The sequence below is a fragment of the Roseomonas sp. TS2 genome (genome assembly GCF_058833935.1).
In genome coordinates, this window is the sequence record NZ_JCACVY010000006.1 from 53,481 (window position 1) to 72,113 (window position 18,633).

Consider the following 18,633-nt stretch of genomic DNA (forward strand, 5'->3'; position numbering starts at 1 on the left):
CTGATTGCGCCAAGCAGGAATCATCGGCCTGAAGCAGGCACAACATCATGACCCGCAGATCTCAGTCAGTAACGCTCAGCCGGAGCAGAAGGCGGTGTCATGCCCGCAAGATGGAGAACCCTAGCGGCGGCAGGGGCAGCCCGTGCCTGGCCAGACGGGTGACACAGCCAGGCGCCCGCAGACACCGCCAGCCTTCCTCCAGCGGTAGGAGCCGCTCATCCATGCTGAAGTTGATCATGCAGCGCAACACCGTGTTCTGGTCGAAGCGGTCGTAAACCAACAAGGGCGCGGTGTGCGCCTCGTGCACATGCTCGCCGCCCCATTTCAGGATAGGCTGGCCGCGCCGCCAGGCGAGGAAGCGGCGCAGGAAGTTCAGCGTGGAATCAGGGTCCTGCTCCTGCCGGTCCACCGCCAGCGGACGATGGATCTCGGGCACCGGCAGCCACGGGCTGTCGCCGCTGGTGAAGCCGGCATGCGACGCTTCGGCCTCCCACGGCATCGGGGTCCGGCCACCGTCGCGGCCCTGGAAATCCGGCCACAGCGCCAAGCCCCAGGGGTCCTGCAGTTGTTCGCGCGGCAGCTTGGGGTGCGGCAGGCCCAGCTCCTCGCCCTGGAACAACGCACCGCCACCCTTCAACGTGAACTGCAGGAACAGCAGCATGCGTGCTGCCGCCGCCGTTTCGCCTTTGTCCGAGGCAAAGGCGGCAAGGTTGGAAACGGCGCGCAGCGAGTCGTGGTTGGTGAAGACGTTGTAGAGCCAGCCACTGCGCAGATACTCGTCGCGCAGTCGCAGCAGGCTGGCGAGGCTCGCCACATCGGCCGGCGTGTTGATCAGGTCGAAATCATAGACGGTGTGGAATCCCTGGCCATCGGCTGTGTACTTCTCGGCAGCGCGTGAGGAATCCACATCCGCCAGCTCGCCAATCAGCACACGCGGCGGGTCGTAGGATTCAACCGCCGTGCGCAGCGCACGGATGATGGGCAGCGCCTCCGGTACATCACGGTCGAAGAGATGAATCTGGCGGCCGAAGGGGTTGTTCGGCCCACCGCCGAGCAGGATGGGCGAACCGCTGCGCGGGCTTGGCGGATTGCTGCGCAAGTCCGGATCGCAGGCCAGGCACTGCACCGCGTCCAGCCGGAAGCCATCCACGCCGAGGTCGAGCCAGAACCGCATGTCCTGGATCACCGCCTCCAGCGCCTCGGGCTTGCGCAGGTTGAGCGCCGGCTGACAGGCGAGGAAGGGATGATAGTAGTACTGCGAGCGCCGCGGCTCCCACTGCCAGGCGCCGCCGCCGAAGGAGGAGAGCCAGTTGTTCGGTGGCCCGCCATCCGGCGCCGCATCGGCCCAGACATACCACTCGGCACGGGCATTCTCGCGCGAGCTGCGGCTTTCCTGGAACCAGGGATGTTCGTCCGAAGTGTGGGCAGGAATGAAGTCCATCAGTAGCTTCAGGCCGCGCGCATGCGCCGCCTTCAGCAAAGCCAGGAAGTCGTCCAGTGTGCCGGCCGAGGGGTCAACGTTGCGGTAGTCCACCGCATCGTATCCGAAATCCTTCTGCGGCGACGGGTAAAAGGGCGAAAGCCACAGCGCGTCCACTCCCAGCCCGGCGATGTGGTCGAGCTTTTCCAGCACGCCCCGCAAATCCCCGACACCATCTCCATTCGTGTCGCGGAAGCTGCGCACATAGGCCTCGTAGATGGCAGCGCCGCGCCACCATTCGGCGCGTACCGGCGGTTCCAGCTTCGGCGCCTTGGCAAACTCGGCAAGCACCGTTTCCCGGGTCGTGGACATCGTCATGCCTGACCTCCGAAATAGGCGCCATAGGGCGGCAGGCTGAGCCGGCCAGCGGCGCGGACACCGCCGAAGCCATGCCCTTCCAGCGGCATGCCGAGCAGTGGCTCGGGCAGCTCTGCCTCCAGCGGCGCGGCGGTCAGGTTGAAGGCGCAGAGGATGCGGTGCTCGCCCAGCCAGCGCTCGAAGGCGAGCATGCCGTCCGGTACCTCGATGAAGCGAAGGCCGCCCGCGCGCAGCGGTGCCTGATCTCGCCGCCAGGTCAGGAAGCGGCGCGTTCTGTTGAGGATGGAGCCCGGCAGCGCCGCCTGCTGCGCCGCCGCGCGCTCCACATGGGTGGGGGGGATGGGCAGCCAGGGTTCGGCGGCGCTGAAGCCGCAATGCGATTGCTTGGCATCCCACGGCATTGGTGTGCGGGCGCCGTCCCGCCCCTCAAAAGCAGGGTAGAACTCGATGCCGTACGGGTCGATCAGCCGCTCATACGGGATCTCTGCCTGAGGTAGCCCCAGGTCGCTGCCCTGGTAGAGGCAGAGCGCGCCGCGCAGGCATGCGAGTGCCGCCAGGATGGTCAGGGAGAGCTCGCCCGAGGCCGCCTCTGGGCCAAGCCGTGTCGGTGAGCGGATGAAGTCGTGGTTGTCGAGCGCCCAGCAGGGCCAGCCGCATTCCATCTCATGGCCCAGATCGGTCGCGGTGCGGCGGATCGTCGGGGCATCCAGCGTGTCTGCGCCAAGCAGCCAATAGCCATAGGCAAGTTGCAGGCGGTGCGGCGCGGTGTATTCCTGGTGCAGGCGCACGCCCTCATTCTCGTGCAACTCGCCCAGCAGCACGCGCTCCGGATAGGCATCGGTCAGCTTGCGCAGCTTCTCCAGGAAGCCCAGGTTTTCCGGCTGTGCGATGTCGTGTGCGTGCCGCTGCAGGGAATAGGGGTTGAACAGGAAATGCCGGCCGACCGGGCACTCCGGGTTAGCCGGGTTGTCGCGCAGCCGGGCGTCATGGAAGTAGAAGGCGCAGACGTCCAGGCGGAAGCCATCCACCCCCATCTCCAGCCAGTAGCGGCAAACCTCGAGGACCGCCTCCTGCACCGCAGGGTTGTGGTAGTTGAGGTCCGGCTGTTCACGCAGGAAGTTGTGCAGGTAGTACTGGCCCCGCCGCGGTTCCCACTGCCAGGAGGAGCCGCCGAACACCGAAAGCCAATTGTTGGGCGGCGAGCCGTCTGGCTTCGGGTCGGCCCAGACATACCAGTCGGCGCGCGGGTTGTCGCGGCTGGCGCGGCTTTCCAGGAACCATGGATGCTCGCTGGAGGTATGGCTGAGCACCTGATCCATCAGCACCTTCAAGCCGCGCTCATGCGCCTCCGCCAGCAATGCCTCGAAGTCGTCCAGTGTGCCGAACAGCGGGTCGACCGAGTGGTAGTCTGACACGTCGTAGCCAAAGTCCCGCATCGGTGACTTGACGAAAGGCGAGATCCAGATGGCATCGACGCCAAGTGCTGCGAGGTGGTCAAGATGCTGCCGGATGCCGTTCAGGTCACCGATGCCGTTGCCGGTGGTGTCACCAAAGCTGCGGGGATAGATCTGATAGATGACCGCGCCTTGCCACCAAGGTGGAGCGGTTGTCGTTTTCGACATGAGGTCCTCCTTGCGCGCGGCGACACGCATTCGCCGGGGGAAAGGGGGGACGACGCGCCGAGGCGTCATCCGAATCTCGGCCCAGGGAGCTGCCCAGGGACAAATCCGCAGGCGGACGGCGCCAGCCCGCGGCAGGGGACTTCAGAGCGGATGGAGGCGCGACCAGACGCATCCGTTGCCATCGCTCAGGCCCTAGCGCCACCCAATGCGGCAGCGTGGGCGCCCGGAGCCTGAACGGCAGAGGCGCTGCAGGGTTGCAGGGCGGAGGAAGGAGACTCATCAATCCAAGGGAGGATGGCGGCGGCGAGGCAGGTAGCGGAAGGTGTGAGCGCAGCGGTCATGGAGCGTGGCGATGCGGCGCCAGTCCTTGACTTGCTGAGCATGGTCTCGATGCGGTGGAGCGTCCTGTCCTGCGCGATGCGCTGCTTGCGGCCGCGGCGCAATGGAATGCGAGGCTCGATGCCGCGACTGCCCGGGGCCTGGCGGAAGCCATCGCTGTCATAGCCTGTGTCGCCGATCAGGACGCCGGCGGACGGCAGGGCATTCAGCATCAGCGCGGCACCCGTGTGGTCGCTCATCCGGCCCTCCGGAGAGCAGCATGATGAGCGGGCGGCCTTGGCCGTCAGTGACGGCACGTGGCTTGGAACTCAGGCCGTCCGACAGGATGGGAACAGCCCGCTTTTGAGCAGGCTGGCGGCTGTGCGGCGCGCCTTGAGGTGAGTGGTGTCGATCATCAGCGGATGCGGCTACCCTTCGCGGCCGGCCAGCCCGGCGAAGACACGGTTGAAGACGCCCCTGCGCCTCCAGCGGACGAGGCGGTGGTTGCACGGCGTCTTGTGCGGGCTGTACTCGGCAGGCGCATCGCGCCGGCGAAGGCCATTGCGGATGACGTGGATGATGCCGCTGACGATCTGCGGGTCATCCACGCGTGGCACTCCGTGCAAGAGCGGGAAGCAGGGTGCGGCCCCGCTGGATCTGCGCCTGCGTGAGCCACGACAGGCCCGCCACCTCCGGCAACCATGGAAGCACAGCAGCCTCGAAGCGCGAGAGGCTCGTTGATAAGTCCTGAGCCGAACTGGGCAAGGATTTCGAGCGCACCATCGCCTCTGCCGAGATCTTTTTCTATTCCGACTCCATTACGTTTTTCACTTGGCTCCCAGTCATCCCAGTCAAGGTTGCAGTCAGCCTCTCAGCAATCCTCTCTTCAGAATCTGAAAGCTAATATTAACGTCTGAATTTAGTAAAAAGTTAAATGTTGGATCATAAAATGATGTCTTGGGAGGATCTTAGAAATGCCGCCAATCACGAATCCCCAGCCTTCCCAGAGTCTTGAAACAAAGCTCTATGAAGCTGTGGACCTTTTCGATGGTTCGAGCGCCGTCAAAGGAGTTGATGTAAAAGGGGCCGCGCTTGCAGAGATTACCGAGCGTGACGGCATTGCCGAGACATCGTCTGCAAACCGCGCGGACGACAATACGCAAGCATTTGCCAATATTGCCTCCAGGGACGCTGCGGGCGCAGGCTTTGCGCCTGACACGCAAAACATCACGGCTGACCCGGCGACACAGGTGGTGCCGGACCAACGCTCGACCGGCAACAAAGACCCCTTCTCAGGCCGCGAAGAGAGTATACCGCCGCCCAAGGCCGAAAGCGTGGCCGCCACTGCGGCAGGCGCTAATTCGCCGCCTGCTGACATCCCACGTGCTACCGAAGGCGCTGCCGCGCCGGTCCTGCCGGGTAGAACATCCCTCGAAGCGGCAGAAGACGAGCGGCCGGCAGACCCTCTCCTGACCAATTCCGAAAACACTGGGCCGCAGCCGGTGCCTGACGCGGCAGCAGGAGCAACGCAGCCCGCCGAAGATACACAAGACGGTACACTCGCCGCTACTGGCCCATCCGACACTAGCGCCTCAGGCGACACCGACCTGGCGCTCGACGCCACCCTGCCGGGCGGCACGCCGCTCGAGGTCGCGGTCGGGCTTGACCCGGTCGAGGCGCTGCTGGGCGATATCGACCTGCCGGTCACCGCCGATCTCGGTGGGGTCCTCGCCGGCGGCGCCCCGGCGGCCGAGAGCGACACCGACCTGGCGCTCGACGCCACCCTGCCGGGTGGCACGCCGCTCGAGGTCGCGGTCGGGCTCGACCCGGTCGAGGCGCTGCTGGGCGATATCGACCTGCCGGTCACCGCCGATCTCGGCGGGGTCCTCGCCGGCGGCGCCCCGGCGGCCTCAGGCGACACCGATCTGGCGCTCGACGCCGATCTCTTTGGCGCCCTCAGTTCTGAAATGATGGCGGAGTTCAACCTCACCGAAATCGCGCCTGAGGCAATGGCAAGCCTGGACCTCTTCGATGTAGCAAGCGGAACATCTGCTTTGTCCGCCGATGCGATGCTGACCGCCCTGACGGACACGCCCTCAATCCTGGCACCGAGTCAGGCGGTAGATCTCCTCTCCATCGCGACAGCGCCCAGTACAGGCACCCCTTCATCGAATGTTGACGCCATAAACAGTACGCAAACGGCAGTGGCCGCGAAGATTGGCGGCGGATTCCTGTCGGGAGCATTTTATGGCGGATGGTGACACAGGATATCTTCGGGAAGCAGCATTCTGGAAGCAGTCCGTATTAACGCTTCTTCTGGTGACACTGGCACTGAATGTGCTCAGCCTGACCATACCGGTTGCTGCTTCCCAGATCTTCGGTCACCTCATTCCCGCTCCATACAGCCCCACGCTGTTGATCCTTGTCGCCAGCGTGGTGTGCCTTGGTGCCGCCGAGGGATTGCTGCGCTTCGCTCGCGCAGCTGTTCTGAATCGTGCAGGAGCCAATTTCGCCGGCCTGATCACGCACCGGCTGCTCACGCATGTCATCGCCAGCAACCCGCCAGGAGGGCGCCTTCTCGCCTCGCGCAGCATCGAGTATCTCGGTGCCATCCAGCAGCTCAAGGAAAAATACAACGGGCAGATCGTCGTCAGCATGGTCGAGCTGCTTTTCCTGCCGATCATCCTTGCCGCCATCTTTGCCATCTCCTGGATGACTGGCCTGTTCGTGCTGCTCTGCCTTGCAATCTTTGGCCTCGTCACGCTGCTAGACGCACGGCGGATGAAGCGTCTGGTTGACCAGAGCGCCGCGGAAGGCGAGAGCCGCTACGATTTCCTCTTCACCATGCTGGACGCGATGCACCTGATCAAGGCGCTGGGCATCGAGGACAACATCCTTCGCAGATTCGAGGCGGGTCAGTCCTCCATGAGCCGCCGCAACCATCAGCTCGGGCTGGTAACGGGCCGGCTGCTCAACAGTGCCTCTGTCGCCAGCCAGTCGCTGACCGCGGCGACGCTGGCCCTCGGCGCCATCGCGGTCGGGCACGGTCAGACGACGATGGGAGGGGTCTCGGCGCTGGTCCTGCTCAGCGGCCGCGTCATGGCACCGCTGCAGCAGGCCATCTTCCTCTTCGTGCAGATGAAGGATATCGGCGCGGCGCAGCAGAAGATCGTGGCGCTGCTCCGCCAGGAGCCGGTCGCCAGCCCACGGCATGAGCTGAGCGTCACCAATGAAGGCCGCGTCTCGCTCAACCGCGCAGCCTTCCATGCCAGCGATGGCACCTGCCTTTTCCGGGACGTGAACCTGACGCTGCAACCCGGGGAGATCGTCGCCATCTCCGGCCCATCGGAGCGCGCCAACTCCGCGCTGCTACAGATCATCGCCGGCGTGCACCGGCCCGCCGAGGGCACTGCCACGCTGAACGGCGTGCCGCCGACAGAATATCCCCAACCTCTGCTCAACCGCTGCGTCGGCTATGTGTCATCGGAGGGGATCCTGTTCCGTGGCACGATACGCGACAACATCACGCGTTTTGGCGAGGTGAGCGTGGAGGCGGCCATGGAAGTGGCCGCGCTGCTCGGCATCGACGCGGCCATCAACGAGCTGCCGAACGGGCTCGACACGCAGCTGATGGGCTCGGCGGCCGATGCCATTCCGCCCGGGCTGCGCCAGCAGCTGACCATCCTGCGGGCGCTTGCCACGCGGCCGAAGCTCATCCTCCTCGACAATGCCGATCGCGCGCTGGACCGGGAAGGCTACGCCAAGCTCAGCCGCTTCATCGGCAAGGTGCATGGGCAGGCCACCTTCATCCTGGTCTCGGACGACGCCAACCTGCTCGGCTATGCCGACAAGCGCTTCCTCCTGTCAGAGGGCGGGCTGCGCCCCATCGAGGGCTTCGCCATGGCGGAGCGGATCTCATACCGGGATCTCAGGGTATGATCATACCGCCCCGGCAGGATGCCGCCCGGGCAGTGCCGGCCGCGCCGGAGCAGGCCAGCCGCACGGCACCGCACGGCGACACGGAAGGCGGTGCGGCGCTGCGGAGCCTGCTGAACCGGCTTGCCCAACTGCAGGCGCTGGTGCGCCGAAGCCGGCATGGCCTCAGCGGCGATGAGGGTGACGAGCGGCTGTTCTGCGCGCTCTGCCTGACCGCCGGCACGGACTTTCCGCTGCGCCAGCTGCTCGCCGCCCTGCCGGCCGAACCCACGCCGCTGGACGCGGATGGCATCATTGCCGCGATGGGGCATCTCGGTTTCTGCGCCACGCCGCTCGCCCGCCTGCCGGCGCAGCCGCAGGCGCCGCTGCTGCACGATGGCGGCGGGGAAGGCGCCTCCGTCATCCTGCGCCTGCCCGGCAGCAACCGAATGTGGCGGCTTTGGCCCTCCGGCGCGATGGAGGAGCTGGCCTCATCACGCCAGCTCGGCCGCGGCACCCTCTGGAGCTTCCCGCGCGAGGGCGATACCCACCCGCTCTCCGCGGCGCGGCGCAGCCACACCGGACACCGCTGGTTTCGTGCCCTTATGGCCAAGTTCGGCTGGCTGGCCGGCGGCCTCATACTGGTCAGCCTGGCCATCGCCGGCGTCAGCACGGCGCTGCCGCTGTTCACCATTCAGATCTACCACCACGTGATCAGCCTTGGCTCGCTTGAGCCGCTGCCGATGTTCGCGCTCGGCATGGCACTCATCGTGCTCATCGAGGGCCTGCTGGTCGGGCAGCGCAGCCGGATGCTGGCCTGGATCGCCAACCGGCTGGAGTTCCTCGTCGCCAGCGCGACCTTCGAGCGCATCCTCAAGATCAGGCCCGCCATTTCCGAACGGGCCTCGGTAACCGACCAGGTGGCGCGCCTGCGCACCTTCGAGAACGTCCGCGACTTCATCACCGGCCCCGCCTTCATCGCGCTGCTCGAGGCACCGATCACCGCCGCCTCCCTCGGCGTGCTCGCCGCCGTGGCGGGATGGGTGGTGGTGGTGCCGCTGCTGGGTATCCTGGCGCATCTCTGGCTGTTCTCGGTGCTGCTGCGCCGGGCGCGGGTGATGACCTCGATCGCCGCCGACGAGTCCACCGAGATGCAGCGTATGACCATCGAGACCTTCCAGAAGCGGGAGGTGATTCGCCAGGCCGGCCTGCAGCACCAATGGTCGGGCCGCATGATCGGCTGCGTGCGGCGACAGCAGGTGGCGCAGCTTGATCTGCGCATGGTCGGCGCGGCAGGGGATGCGATCTCGACCTTCATCCTCACCACCGCGACGATGCTGATGCTCGCGGCGGGGACCGAGGCGGTCTGGGCCGGCACCCTTGGCACCGGCGGGCTGCTTGCGTGCACCATCCTGGGCCGCCGCGCCATGGTTCCCTCCCACATGCTTTGCCTCTCGGTGCAGCGTTGCGAGCAACTGCGGAACAGCCTGGGCCAGCTGAATGGGCTGATGGAGATCCCGCCCGAGCGGGATGAGGTGCGGCAGTACAGCCAGGCACGCCCGTTGCAGGGTGGCATCAGCTTCCTCAACACCGGCTTCCGCGCCGCCGACACGCGCCCCGTCTTTGTCGGCCTGGACCTCGAGATACCACCTGGCAGCCGTATCGGCATCACCGGGGCCAATGGCAGCGGCAAGACGACCGTGCTCAAGCTGGTTCAGGGGCTGAGCGACCTGACGATTGGCGCCGTGCGGCTCGATGGCGTGGATCTGCGCCAGCTGCCGCCCGACGAACTGCGCCGCCGCATCGCCTACGTCCCGCAGCATCCGCGGCTGTTTCCGGGCACTCTGCGCGACAACCTGCTCTTCGTCAATCCTCTTGCGGAGGAGGGCAAGCTGCGTCTGGCGCTTCAGGCCGCCCGCCTGGCGGAGGCGGTGGAGCAGTTGGGGGATGGCCTCGACCACCGCTGCGACGAGACGAAGGCCTTCCCTCTGGAGTTCCACTTCAAGTTCGCCGTGGCACAGGCGCTTTTAACCGAAAGTAGTATCCTCTTGATAGACGAGGTGCCTAACCGCTTGCTGGATGGCGAGGTAGGCCGGGTGATCAGGGACATCATCACGCAAAGAAGCCGCAGCCGGACCGTCCTGTTTGTCTCTCACAGGTCGGACTTCCTGGCGCTGGCCGAGCGCGTCGTCGTTCTGCGCTACGGAAAGGTGCCAGCGGTGACGACGCCTGCGGCGCTGGTGCAGGGGCCTGCATGAACGCTCTCTCGCCAGCGCCGCCGCCCCGTCCCCTCCCTGCCTCGGATGAGGCGCAGCTGGTCTATCCGTTGCTGGTCGACGAGAAGGTGCCGCAGCGCATGCTGCGCCGCATATGCGTCCTGGTGGCGCTCAGCGTACTGGCCTTTGTCGGCTGGGCCGCGACGGCACGCGTGCACGACGTCTCCCAGGCCAGCGGCACGATCGTGCCCTCCGGCTTCGAGCGCGTCGTGCAGCATTTCGAAGGCGGCATGGTCGAGCAGATCCTCGTGCAGCCTGGCGAGCTCGTGGAGCGTGGTGCGCCGATCTTCATCCTGACCGATGGCGGCACCACCGAGGACGTGCAGGTGATGACGCTCCAGCGGCACAACCTGCTGGCACAGATCGAGGGGCTCGTGGCGCTGATGGAGGACCGCGCGCCAGACTTCCAGGCCTTCGGAGAGGATGTCGCGGTCCGGGCCACAGCGGCGGCCCATGCGGCGCAGCGTGACGCGCAGGCAAGCCAGATTTCCCTACTGGACAGCCAGATCGAGCAGGCAAGGCTGCAACTCAGGACGCTGGAGACTCAGATCGCCGGGCTGCGCAACAACCACGCCTTCGCCGCGGAACAGGAGGCAAGGATCGGCACCTTGTTCAACCAAGGCTACGCCACACGAACGCAGTACTCCGAGCGGCGCAAGGAGCGCGAGGATGCGGAGAACCAGCTCCAGGTCGCGCTGGAGAAGCGCCGCACCGCTCTGGAAGCTGTCGCCGAGGCGCAGAAGAACAAGATTGCCACCCTGGCCTCCGTCAGGTCCGACCTGGCCTCCCGCATCCAGGAGTTGCGCCGGGCGGTGATGGCGCTGGAGGGCGATGTCTCGAAGCGGCTCAGGCGGCAGGAGCGCCTGACGGTGGGCTCGCCGGTGCGTGGCATTGTCAAGTCGCTGGAAGTGACGACGATCGGTGGTGTGGCGGGCGCGGGTCAGCCCCTGGCGGTGATCGTGCCGCTGGACGAGATGCTGCATGCCGAGACGCGGCTGCCCGTCTCCCAGATCGGCCATGTCCGGCCCGGGCTTCCGGTGCATGTCAAGATTTCCGCCTACGACTTCACCCGCTTCGGCTGGATCGAGGGCCGCGTCTCGCGCGTCTCGCCCTCCTCCTTCAGCGGCGACGGGATGGCCTACTACAAGGTGCAGGTGGACCTGGCCTCGAACCACCTGCCCCTGGCGCCTGGTGCCCTGCTTTCGCCTGGCATGGCCGTCACGGCCGACATCATCACCGGCGACAAGACGGTCATGGCCTATCTGCTGAGCCCGATCCGCCGGGCCTTGAGCACATCCTTCCAGGAGCGCTGAGATGCCGCCCGCATCCGCCACGCCTCCTGGCTCCGCCGGCGCCGATGCCCGCGCCGTGAACATCCTGCTGGTCGATGACGACCGCACCAGTCTGCTGGCGATGGAGCAATGCCTGGAGCAGCTTGGCCACCGCGTGCACACCGCCGGCAATGGCGCTGAGGCCTTCGCGCTGCTGCGGGAGAACCCCGGCATGGCAGACCTCGTGATGACCGACCGCACCATGCCGGTGATGGACGGGCTGGGCCTGACACGGCGGCTCAAGCGCGAACCGCAGACCCGGCACATGCCCGTCATCATCCTGACCGGCGCAGCCGACAGCGAGGATGTCAGCGCGGGGATCGAGGCGGGGGCCTTCTACTATCTCACCAAGCCGCCGGTGGAGAAGGTGGTCGCCTCCGTCGTCAACTCCGCCATTCGCGAGGTGGCGCGGCAGCGCAAGCTGCGGGCCGATCTCGCCGGCCACCAGGAGGCCTTCCGCTTCATGCAGGCGGTGAAGTTCCGTCTGCGCCGTCCGGAGGAGGTGGAGCCGGTGGTGAGCATGCTGGCCAGCATGCAGGACACGCCGGACCGCGCCATTCAGGGCATTTACGAATTGGTTCAGAACGCGGTTGAGCATGGCGTCCTGCGCTTCGGCTTCCAGGAGAAGGCGCGCCTGATGATGCAGGGCCAATGGCAGCAGGCGCTGGCCGAGCGGTCGCAGGAGGCGCGCTTCGCCGAAAGCTGGGTGGAGGCGGCCGCGATCCGCCGCCAGGATGGCATCTACATCAGCGTCGCCGACAATGGACCCGGATTCGATTGGCGGCCCTACCTGACAGCGGATCCCAGCCGGGCCGCTGCCAGCTGCGGGCGTGGCATCTCGCGCGCCGCGAACTTCGCCTTCGACCGGCTGCGCTTTGACAAGACCGGCAACAAGGCGATCGGCTTCATCGCCCAGGAGCGAGATGTCAAATGGTAAGGCATGCGATGGCGGAGTGGCGCCGCGGGCGGACCGGAAAGCTCCGCGCGGTCCCGATGATGCTGGTGATCTGCGGTCTCACTGCGACGCTGGTCGGCTGGTACTCGGTGACCTTCATCCGCGAGCAGAACCGGCTATTCCTCGGCGAGAGACGAATGCTGAGCCGCCTGGTGATGGCGCAGGCCGACACCGTTCTGGTCCGGGTGAAGGATCTGGCGGCCTTCATCTCCGCGCGCCGGGAAGAGCAAGTCGCGGCCAAGCTGCGTGTCGCGTCGCGCCTCTCGCCTTACATCATCGATCTCGGGCTGATACGCGGCGATTCCTTGCGTCAGCGCCGCTCCTTCACCAGCCCGGACATGCTTCTGGATGTCAATCCGGTGGAGGCGCAGCGGCTCGCGGCGCAACTGCTGCAGAATGAGGGGCTGATCACGGCCATCCGGCCGCAAGCCTTCGCGTCGCTGTTCCCCAACATGGACGGCGACGAGGTCGTGCTGGCGCAGGCCATGCGCTTGGGCGAAGGCCCTGCCGACTTCTTCATCGTCTATGCGGCGGTGGAAGTACGCAAGATGCTCGAAGAGCTCAGTGCCGATTTCCGGGAAGGCAGCCTGACCGCGGCGCGGCTTACTGTGGACGAGGTGCAAACCGAATTCATCCTGCCCGGCCGCGGCACCGCGGACTGGACCGGGGACGCCACGCAGGAGGCGGTAAGGCTGGCGCACAACAGCCAGATCGTGCTCGCCAACTGGGACAGGACGGTGCGTTTCGGAAAGCTCGCCTTCATGGTCGCCGGCATTCTGGCGATCAGCGCGATCACCGTAGCGCTTTCGGTGCACTACATGAGAGACCGCCGGCGAGCAGAGGCAGAGCTTCAGGCGGCACTCGACAAGGCGAACAGTGCCAACGACTCCAAATCGACCTTCCTGGCCAATATGAGCCATGAGATCCGTACGCCGCTCAACGGGGTTCTCGGCATGGCGGAACTCCTGACGCGGACGGAGCTTTCCGAGCAACAGCTTCGCTACGTGCGACAGATCCGCTCGTCTGGCGGCGTTCTTCTGTCCATCCTCAACGACATCCTGGATATCTCCAAGCTCGAGAGCGGGCAGATGGCGATCGACCCCGTGCGGGTCAACCTGCCAGGGCTGATCAGCGACATTGTCGGCTTCTACGCTATGGGAGCGCAGGACAAGGAGCTCGACCTCCTGCTGGACATCGAGCCCGACCTGCCGGAATTCGTCCAGGCGGACCCGACGCGCCTGCGCCAGATCATCGGGAATCTGATATCGAACGCGCTCAAGTTCACGAAGCAGGGTGAGATCTTCGTTTCCGCGGCCGTCGAATCCCATGATGACAAGACAGGCCAGGCGCTCATCCGTGTCTCGATCCGGGATAGCGGTATCGGCATCTCGGAGCAAAGCATGGCCAAGCTCTTCTCCCGCTTCACCCAGGCGGAGGCGAGCACGACCCGGCTGTATGGGGGAACCGGGCTCGGCCTCTCCATCTGCCGCGAACTTTGCGAGCTGATGGGCGGCCGCATCGGCGTCACCAGTGCGATCGGCCAGGGATCGACCTTCACCTTCCGGCTGCCGGTGCAGGTACTGCAGCCCGCCACGATCGAAAAAGGGCCCGCATTGCGGCTGGCCATCATCTGCGGTGCCCCGCCGCTGAAGAGCATCATCGGTAAAGGGCTTGAGGTGCGTGGCGTCGAATGCGTCTGGTTCGAACCCACGGTGACATTGCAGCGGGCATTGCAGGCCCAGGCCGAAAATGCTCCCTTCGATGCCCTGGTGATCGACCAGGGCCCGCATATCGAGGAAGCTTTGGAAGTCAGGCGCCTGGCGCAGGCGTTTCCTGCCCTATCTGCCGCGCCGACTATCGTGCTCGGTACGCAGCATGCCGACAAACGCTATGCTGCGTTCTCCCAGGTGGTCATCAAGCCGTTCAGCGCACACACATTGTACGAGACCATACTACGCGTCGTGCAGAGCGGAATTTCCAAAGCAGAGGGAATGGACATGGCCGGTGCATCCAGCATCTCCCCTGCTCATCCGTTCGAGGGATACAAGGCGCTTCTCGTGGACGACAACAACGTGAATCTGATGTTCGGAGAAGAGATCCTCAGGGATCTGGGCTTCGAGGTTGCGAGAGCGACCAATGGCAAGAAGGCGATTGAGGCAGCGTTGCAGGGCCGTTTCGACGTGATCTTTATGGACTGCCAGATGCCTGTGATGGATGGCTACGAGGCCAGCGGCCATCTTCGGCGCATGATGGCGGATGGCGAGATTCACCGCGTGCCGATCGTTGCTTTGACAGCAAACGCCTTGAAAGGTGATCGTGAGAAATGCCTTGCAGCCGGCATGGACGCCTTCTTGAGCAAGCCGATCAGCACGGTCGATCTGCAGATGCTTCTAGACTCGCTGAAGGATTTCACATCCACCGCGGCGAAGAAGCAGCGTGTCCTGGCGGCGGTCAAAATTCCCTCGCATTCGCCCACGGCGACAGTCAAGGCACCCCTGCCCGGGTCATTGGAGCAGGATCTGGCAGCCGAGCTTCCAGGCACAACAACTGCCAGCTTCCGGCCCTCAGCGGCCCCTAAGGCCCAGTCTCCGGTGACTATAGAAGCGCCTCTGCTGAAAGGCTCTTCGGAGAATCCCGCTCCGGCTACGGCGCCGAAGGCAGCGCCAGTCATGGCCGCTCCTACGGCAGAGCAACCGCCTCTCCCGCGTTCCAAGATTCCCGTTATTGACTTGGCGGAATTTCAGAAAACAAAATCATCGATGAAAAAATTCGAGGCTCTTGTTTCATTTTATTTACAAGACACTTCCTCTTACATCGAAGACATTAAGAAGGCATTGGCCATGGCTCAAGTGGAGGATGCAATTATTCCCGCTCATACAATCAAGAGTTCAAGCCGCATTCTAGGAGCCAGTGCATTGGCCCTGCTGGCAGAAGAATTCGAAAAGCGCGCGCGCCTTGGTGGAGAGGCACAGATGAGAGAGCTGCAGGCTATTCGTGATCATATGGAGCGTGTCTTCACCGCGACGTCGGATGGCATCAAAAAACTGATGGATGACGGTAAGGGAATTGCTCCGGTTTGACGGAGAGGCGCTGGATCAACTGGCGGCCATCTTCTCGAACTGGACCGGGCTTGTGAAGCCGGGCGCGGAGTGGCGCCTGACAGGGCTGTAGAGACCATCAATGTGGCGGCCGATGGCCTGCTCGGCATCCTGATGTGTTTCAAACATGGTGCGCCAGACGAGTTCCGACCTCAGCGCCTTGAAGAACGTCTCGACCATGGCGTTGTCGTAGCAATTCCCTTTGCCCGACATCGAAATCAGGATGCCGTGCTCTCGGAGCTCCGCTCAGTGGCCAGCAGAGCAATATTGGCTGCCACGCTCCGCATGATGGATCAGCCCCGGCGCCGGGCGGCGCATGGCGAGGATCTTGCGCAGGGCGGCCAACGCCAACTCCTGGTGCAGCCGGTATGCCGCGCTCAGCCGGCAGCCCGCTGCGCGAACAGGCCGGTGACCACGGCCAGACACAACCAGCCTTCGCCGCTCCGGATGTAGAAGATATCGATGGTGCACTTCTGATTGGGGTCCTCCGCCGACAAGTCCCCGTTCCGCAGGCCGAGTGCGACCGGTTGGGCATGATGCTGTCGGTAGTCCGCTTGAGCCGTCGCTTCCGCCGGACGCGAGGCCATCCTCGCGCATCAGACGGGCCCTCCGGCGGCGCCCGGCCGCCAAGTCGCTGTCCTGCAGTTCCCGCATGGTCCTCGGGCTGCCAAAGGTGCCGTTCAACAATGAGAGAGCCGGCCGAGCATGAGCCAGGAGAACCACGTTCTCATGCTGGCGGCGGCAGGCCAGCACAGCCCTCCCAGGCAATGTCGCCACTCTGGCTGACGCCAGGAACGTGGCAGAGACGGTGGAGGGGGAATCCCTCTTTCGCCACATCGATGAGCGCGAACCTCACCGACCTCCCTCCTCGGTGGAAAAGCGGTGGCCCGTCTCAGGATGTCCCGCTCCTGGCGGAGGATCCCGTTCTCCCACCGCAGCCGCTTCGGCTCGTCCACCGCATCTTCCTGCCCAGGCCGTCCAGGCTCGTCGAGCAGCCCACCTTGGCTCCGGCTGATCTACCGGACCGGTGACGACAACCAATCCCGAGACACTCCAGCGATCTCACGACAGCCTTCAGAATTTGGCTTCATCGCGGACAATGAGGCGTAGCTGCACCAAAGCGGTGCAAGAGTGCAACCCCTCCTGGGGTCTGCTGGGCCATGCTGCCGCGCAAAACCCAAAGTGCGTACCCTGCCGGACGCAGTGGACAAAGTGCCTGCCAAACAGTCTCCATTTCTGGCAGAGACTTATCGGGCTGAGAAATGAACAAGTCCTTTGAACCAAACTCGCCCAAAATTAGTGGGACATGCGCTGTCAATGCTGGCGTTATGTCGCTTCTTGCCAGCAATTCAACGACCTTTTGCGCTGAGCGTGACCGGTTGTTCCCTGCGGGACGGGTATAAAGGTGGATGTCGATCAAGTTTGCACCACCAGCCAAGATGACGGAGGGCCGCAGAGGATACGGTTTCCATTGTTGCGGCTGGCCGAGTATTTTGCCGCCATCGAAACCACGATGCCCGAAGTTTGCCACCGGAAAGGAACTGGCTGTTATCAGCAAGTCAGGTTCTACCCGATGGATCGCGCCAGCCATAGTACGCAGCCATTGCCGTCCTGCCGCGTCCATCAGTGCTTGGCGGTCGCCGGGAATCGCCAGGTCATAGGTCTGCCCCGCATAAACATACTTCCCAGCCATCCTCTCGAACGGCGGTTGTGACAGATCGAAATGTAATTCATTATAAAGGTCAAAATAAAGAATACTCGATATTATTTTATTGTCCATTTCGCTAATACGGGTCAGCAAATTTTCATAGAAATCTCCTAGCGCTTGTGCCATGGCAGGCAAAAGCAAAAGGCGATTTATGCCGGATACTTCCCTGCCAGAAGGCTGACCGGCAGGCATATAATTGGCCGGCATCCAGACGCCCGGACGGAAGCTGCCGGTCAGCACGACCTGCAGCCCATGCCTCCGAGCCAACTGCATCCCCAGCAGCACATTGTTCACATAGCTGTCGCTGATACCAGGCGCCTGTAGGCCAAATCCGTTATCGGCGTCATAGCCTTTCAGCCAAAGCCTGACGTAATTGTATCCGGCTTTCTCCAATATTTTAAAATTTCTTTCCAACATTTCAGGATTAAAATACTCGACATCGAAAGTAGCAAAACTCTGGTAGGGTTCTCCCTGATGTTGTATGACAACATTGTATCCACGCGGTTCGAATACTTTACCATCGACCATTAGGGCAGGATAGCCTTGGCTGTCATAGCCTATGGTCGTCTTAGCCTGTACAGGAAAAGACAACAGAAAATATAATAGTATCCGCAACAAATAATTCATGAAAGACATCCTTCTATAATAAGTTTAAATTTCCAAATCTGAATGTTTTGAAACATAATTCTGAGGAAAGTGCTTTATTATTTTCCGTTTTATTGATCTGTTGGCGGCCTTGGTTCAAAGTTGAATTTTTTGCGTCCACATTCGTGCAAATAATCTACTCGCGCACTTTGCCCAACTGGCGGCTGCCCTGATCTGCCGAAGGTTCCGCCACTTGGCTGCTTCTCGCATTCGGCCCCTCCTTCGACGGATTTGCTTTCCACCCTTTTGCTGGGCAAGCATTCGCCCCTCACGGCCTCAAGGGCCTGCTCCGTCTTTGCGGCCGACTGCAGCGCTTCATCGCGCTGCGGATGGTGCCAGATCACTCGACGCCGTGCTGCAGGATCTTCTGGACGCGGCTCTTGCAAAAGCCCCTGACTGTATCGGGAGGAATGAGCAGCACAACGCACGGTTGACCGCCGATACAGAAAGCTTTTTCCTGTCCCACGTCTCCTGGCACTTTGCTTGGGAGGGCCAGAAACGGCGCCGGCAGCGCGACCTGGGGGAGTGGGGCCTTCGCCTTGGGGCCCGGTCCGCAGACGCTGCGGCGACCCCCCGGATCTTGAGCCGCTCGCCGCGGCGGCCGCAGCCATCATCCCTACAGTTCTCTTTCCGCAAATGCCGGATACAGCGAGGTCAGCCATCGCTTCGGCAAGGAGGAACCGAAAGTGGATAATCTGATCTCTGCCCGGAGGCGCTGCTCGGCCCCGACCGTTGTCGGCGTCTCGCTGCGTCAGGAAATGACCATGAGGCTGGTCCACCAAGCTGTAAAGCCTCTGTCGGCAGCGTTAAGAAGTCGAAGCTGTCATGTCCATTATCAGCCGCCGGTGCGGTGATGCGTCGGCGGCCCGCATCCACATCCTGCTGCGTAGCCTTGCCGATAGCCTCCAGCGCCGCGTCCGCCCTCAGATCGCGCCATGAGTTTCCATCAAAGCAAGGCGCTGTTAGC

Annotated in this window: 9 protein-coding genes and 2 pseudogenes; 6 read left to right on the forward strand and 5 right to left on the reverse strand. The window is 63.8% G+C overall.

The window, feature by feature from the left end; all coding sequences use genetic code 11:
• Positions 1 to 97 precede the first annotated feature (97 nt).
• From ACZJYS_RS02655 to ACZJYS_RS02665, 3 genes and pseudogenes are all read right to left on the reverse strand, one after another.
• Positions 98 to 1,798, reverse strand: a complete 1,701-nt coding sequence (locus ACZJYS_RS02655; RefSeq protein ID WP_493175606.1) for an alpha-amylase family glycosyl hydrolase — start codon at positions 1,796 to 1,798, stop codon at positions 98 to 100.
• Positions 1,795 to 3,450, reverse strand: a complete 1,656-nt coding sequence (locus ACZJYS_RS02660) for an alpha-glucosidase family protein (protein ID WP_493175608.1) — start codon at positions 3,448 to 3,450, stop codon at positions 1,795 to 1,797. The genes ACZJYS_RS02655 and ACZJYS_RS02660 overlap by 4 nt, the downstream gene beginning before the upstream one ends.
• 245 nt (positions 3,451 to 3,695) lie before the next feature.
• Positions 3,696 to 4,428, reverse strand: a pseudogene (locus ACZJYS_RS02665) (IS5 family transposase); the annotation flags it as partial.
• Between the two features lie 284 nt (positions 4,429 to 4,712).
• On the opposite strand from ACZJYS_RS02665, the gene ACZJYS_RS02670 reads away from it, so the two are divergent.
• Genes ACZJYS_RS02670 through ACZJYS_RS02695 form a run of 6 tightly spaced genes read left to right on the forward strand, consistent with a single transcriptional unit; the run spans position 4,713 to position 15,295 of the window.
• Positions 4,713 to 5,999 (forward strand): hypothetical protein, encoded by a 1,287-nt coding sequence (locus tag ACZJYS_RS02670; protein WP_493175609.1) that lies wholly within the window; start codon positions 4,713 to 4,715, stop codon positions 5,997 to 5,999.
• Positions 5,986 to 7,677 carry an ATP-binding cassette domain-containing protein gene (locus ACZJYS_RS02675; RefSeq protein WP_493175611.1) on the forward strand — a complete coding sequence of 564 codons (1,692 nt, stop codon included), beginning with the start codon at positions 5,986 to 5,988 and terminating at the stop codon, positions 7,675 to 7,677. The genes ACZJYS_RS02670 and ACZJYS_RS02675 overlap by 14 nt, the downstream gene beginning before the upstream one ends.
• A 32-nt stretch (positions 7,678 to 7,709) precedes the next feature.
• Positions 7,710 to 9,911 (forward strand): peptidase domain-containing ABC transporter, encoded by a 2,202-nt coding sequence (locus tag ACZJYS_RS02680; RefSeq protein WP_493175613.1) that lies wholly within the window; start codon positions 7,710 to 7,712, stop codon positions 9,909 to 9,911.
• Entirely contained in the window at positions 9,908 to 11,242 is a 1,335-nt protein-coding gene (locus ACZJYS_RS02685) for an HlyD family type I secretion periplasmic adaptor subunit (protein WP_493175615.1), read from the forward strand. The genes ACZJYS_RS02680 and ACZJYS_RS02685 overlap by 4 nt, the downstream gene beginning before the upstream one ends.
• Position 11,243: 1 nt before the next feature.
• Positions 11,244 to 12,197: a response regulator gene (locus ACZJYS_RS02690; protein ID WP_493175617.1), complete on the forward strand. Its 954-nt coding sequence runs from the start codon at positions 11,244 to 11,246 to the stop codon at positions 12,195 to 12,197.
• 56 nt (positions 12,198 to 12,253) lie between these two features.
• On the forward strand, positions 12,254 to 15,295 hold the full coding sequence (locus tag ACZJYS_RS02695; RefSeq protein ID WP_493175619.1) for a hybrid sensor histidine kinase/response regulator: 3,042 nt from the start codon (positions 12,254 to 12,256) through the stop codon (positions 15,293 to 15,295).
• 15 nt (positions 15,296 to 15,310) lie between these two features.
• On the opposite strand, the pseudogene ACZJYS_RS02700 reads toward ACZJYS_RS02695, so the two are convergent.
• Both ACZJYS_RS02700 and ACZJYS_RS02705 read right to left on the reverse strand, forming a co-directional pair.
• Positions 15,311 to 16,305 (reverse strand): annotated as a pseudogene (locus ACZJYS_RS02700) (IS3 family transposase); the annotation flags it as partial.
• A gap of 95 nt (positions 16,306 to 16,400) precedes the next feature.
• The gene (locus ACZJYS_RS02705) at positions 16,401 to 17,648 is read right to left on the reverse strand and encodes a hypothetical protein (RefSeq protein ID WP_493175621.1); all 1,248 of its coding nucleotides are present in this window, start codon (positions 17,646 to 17,648) and stop codon (positions 16,401 to 16,403) included.
• Positions 17,649 to 18,633 lie beyond the last annotated feature (985 nt).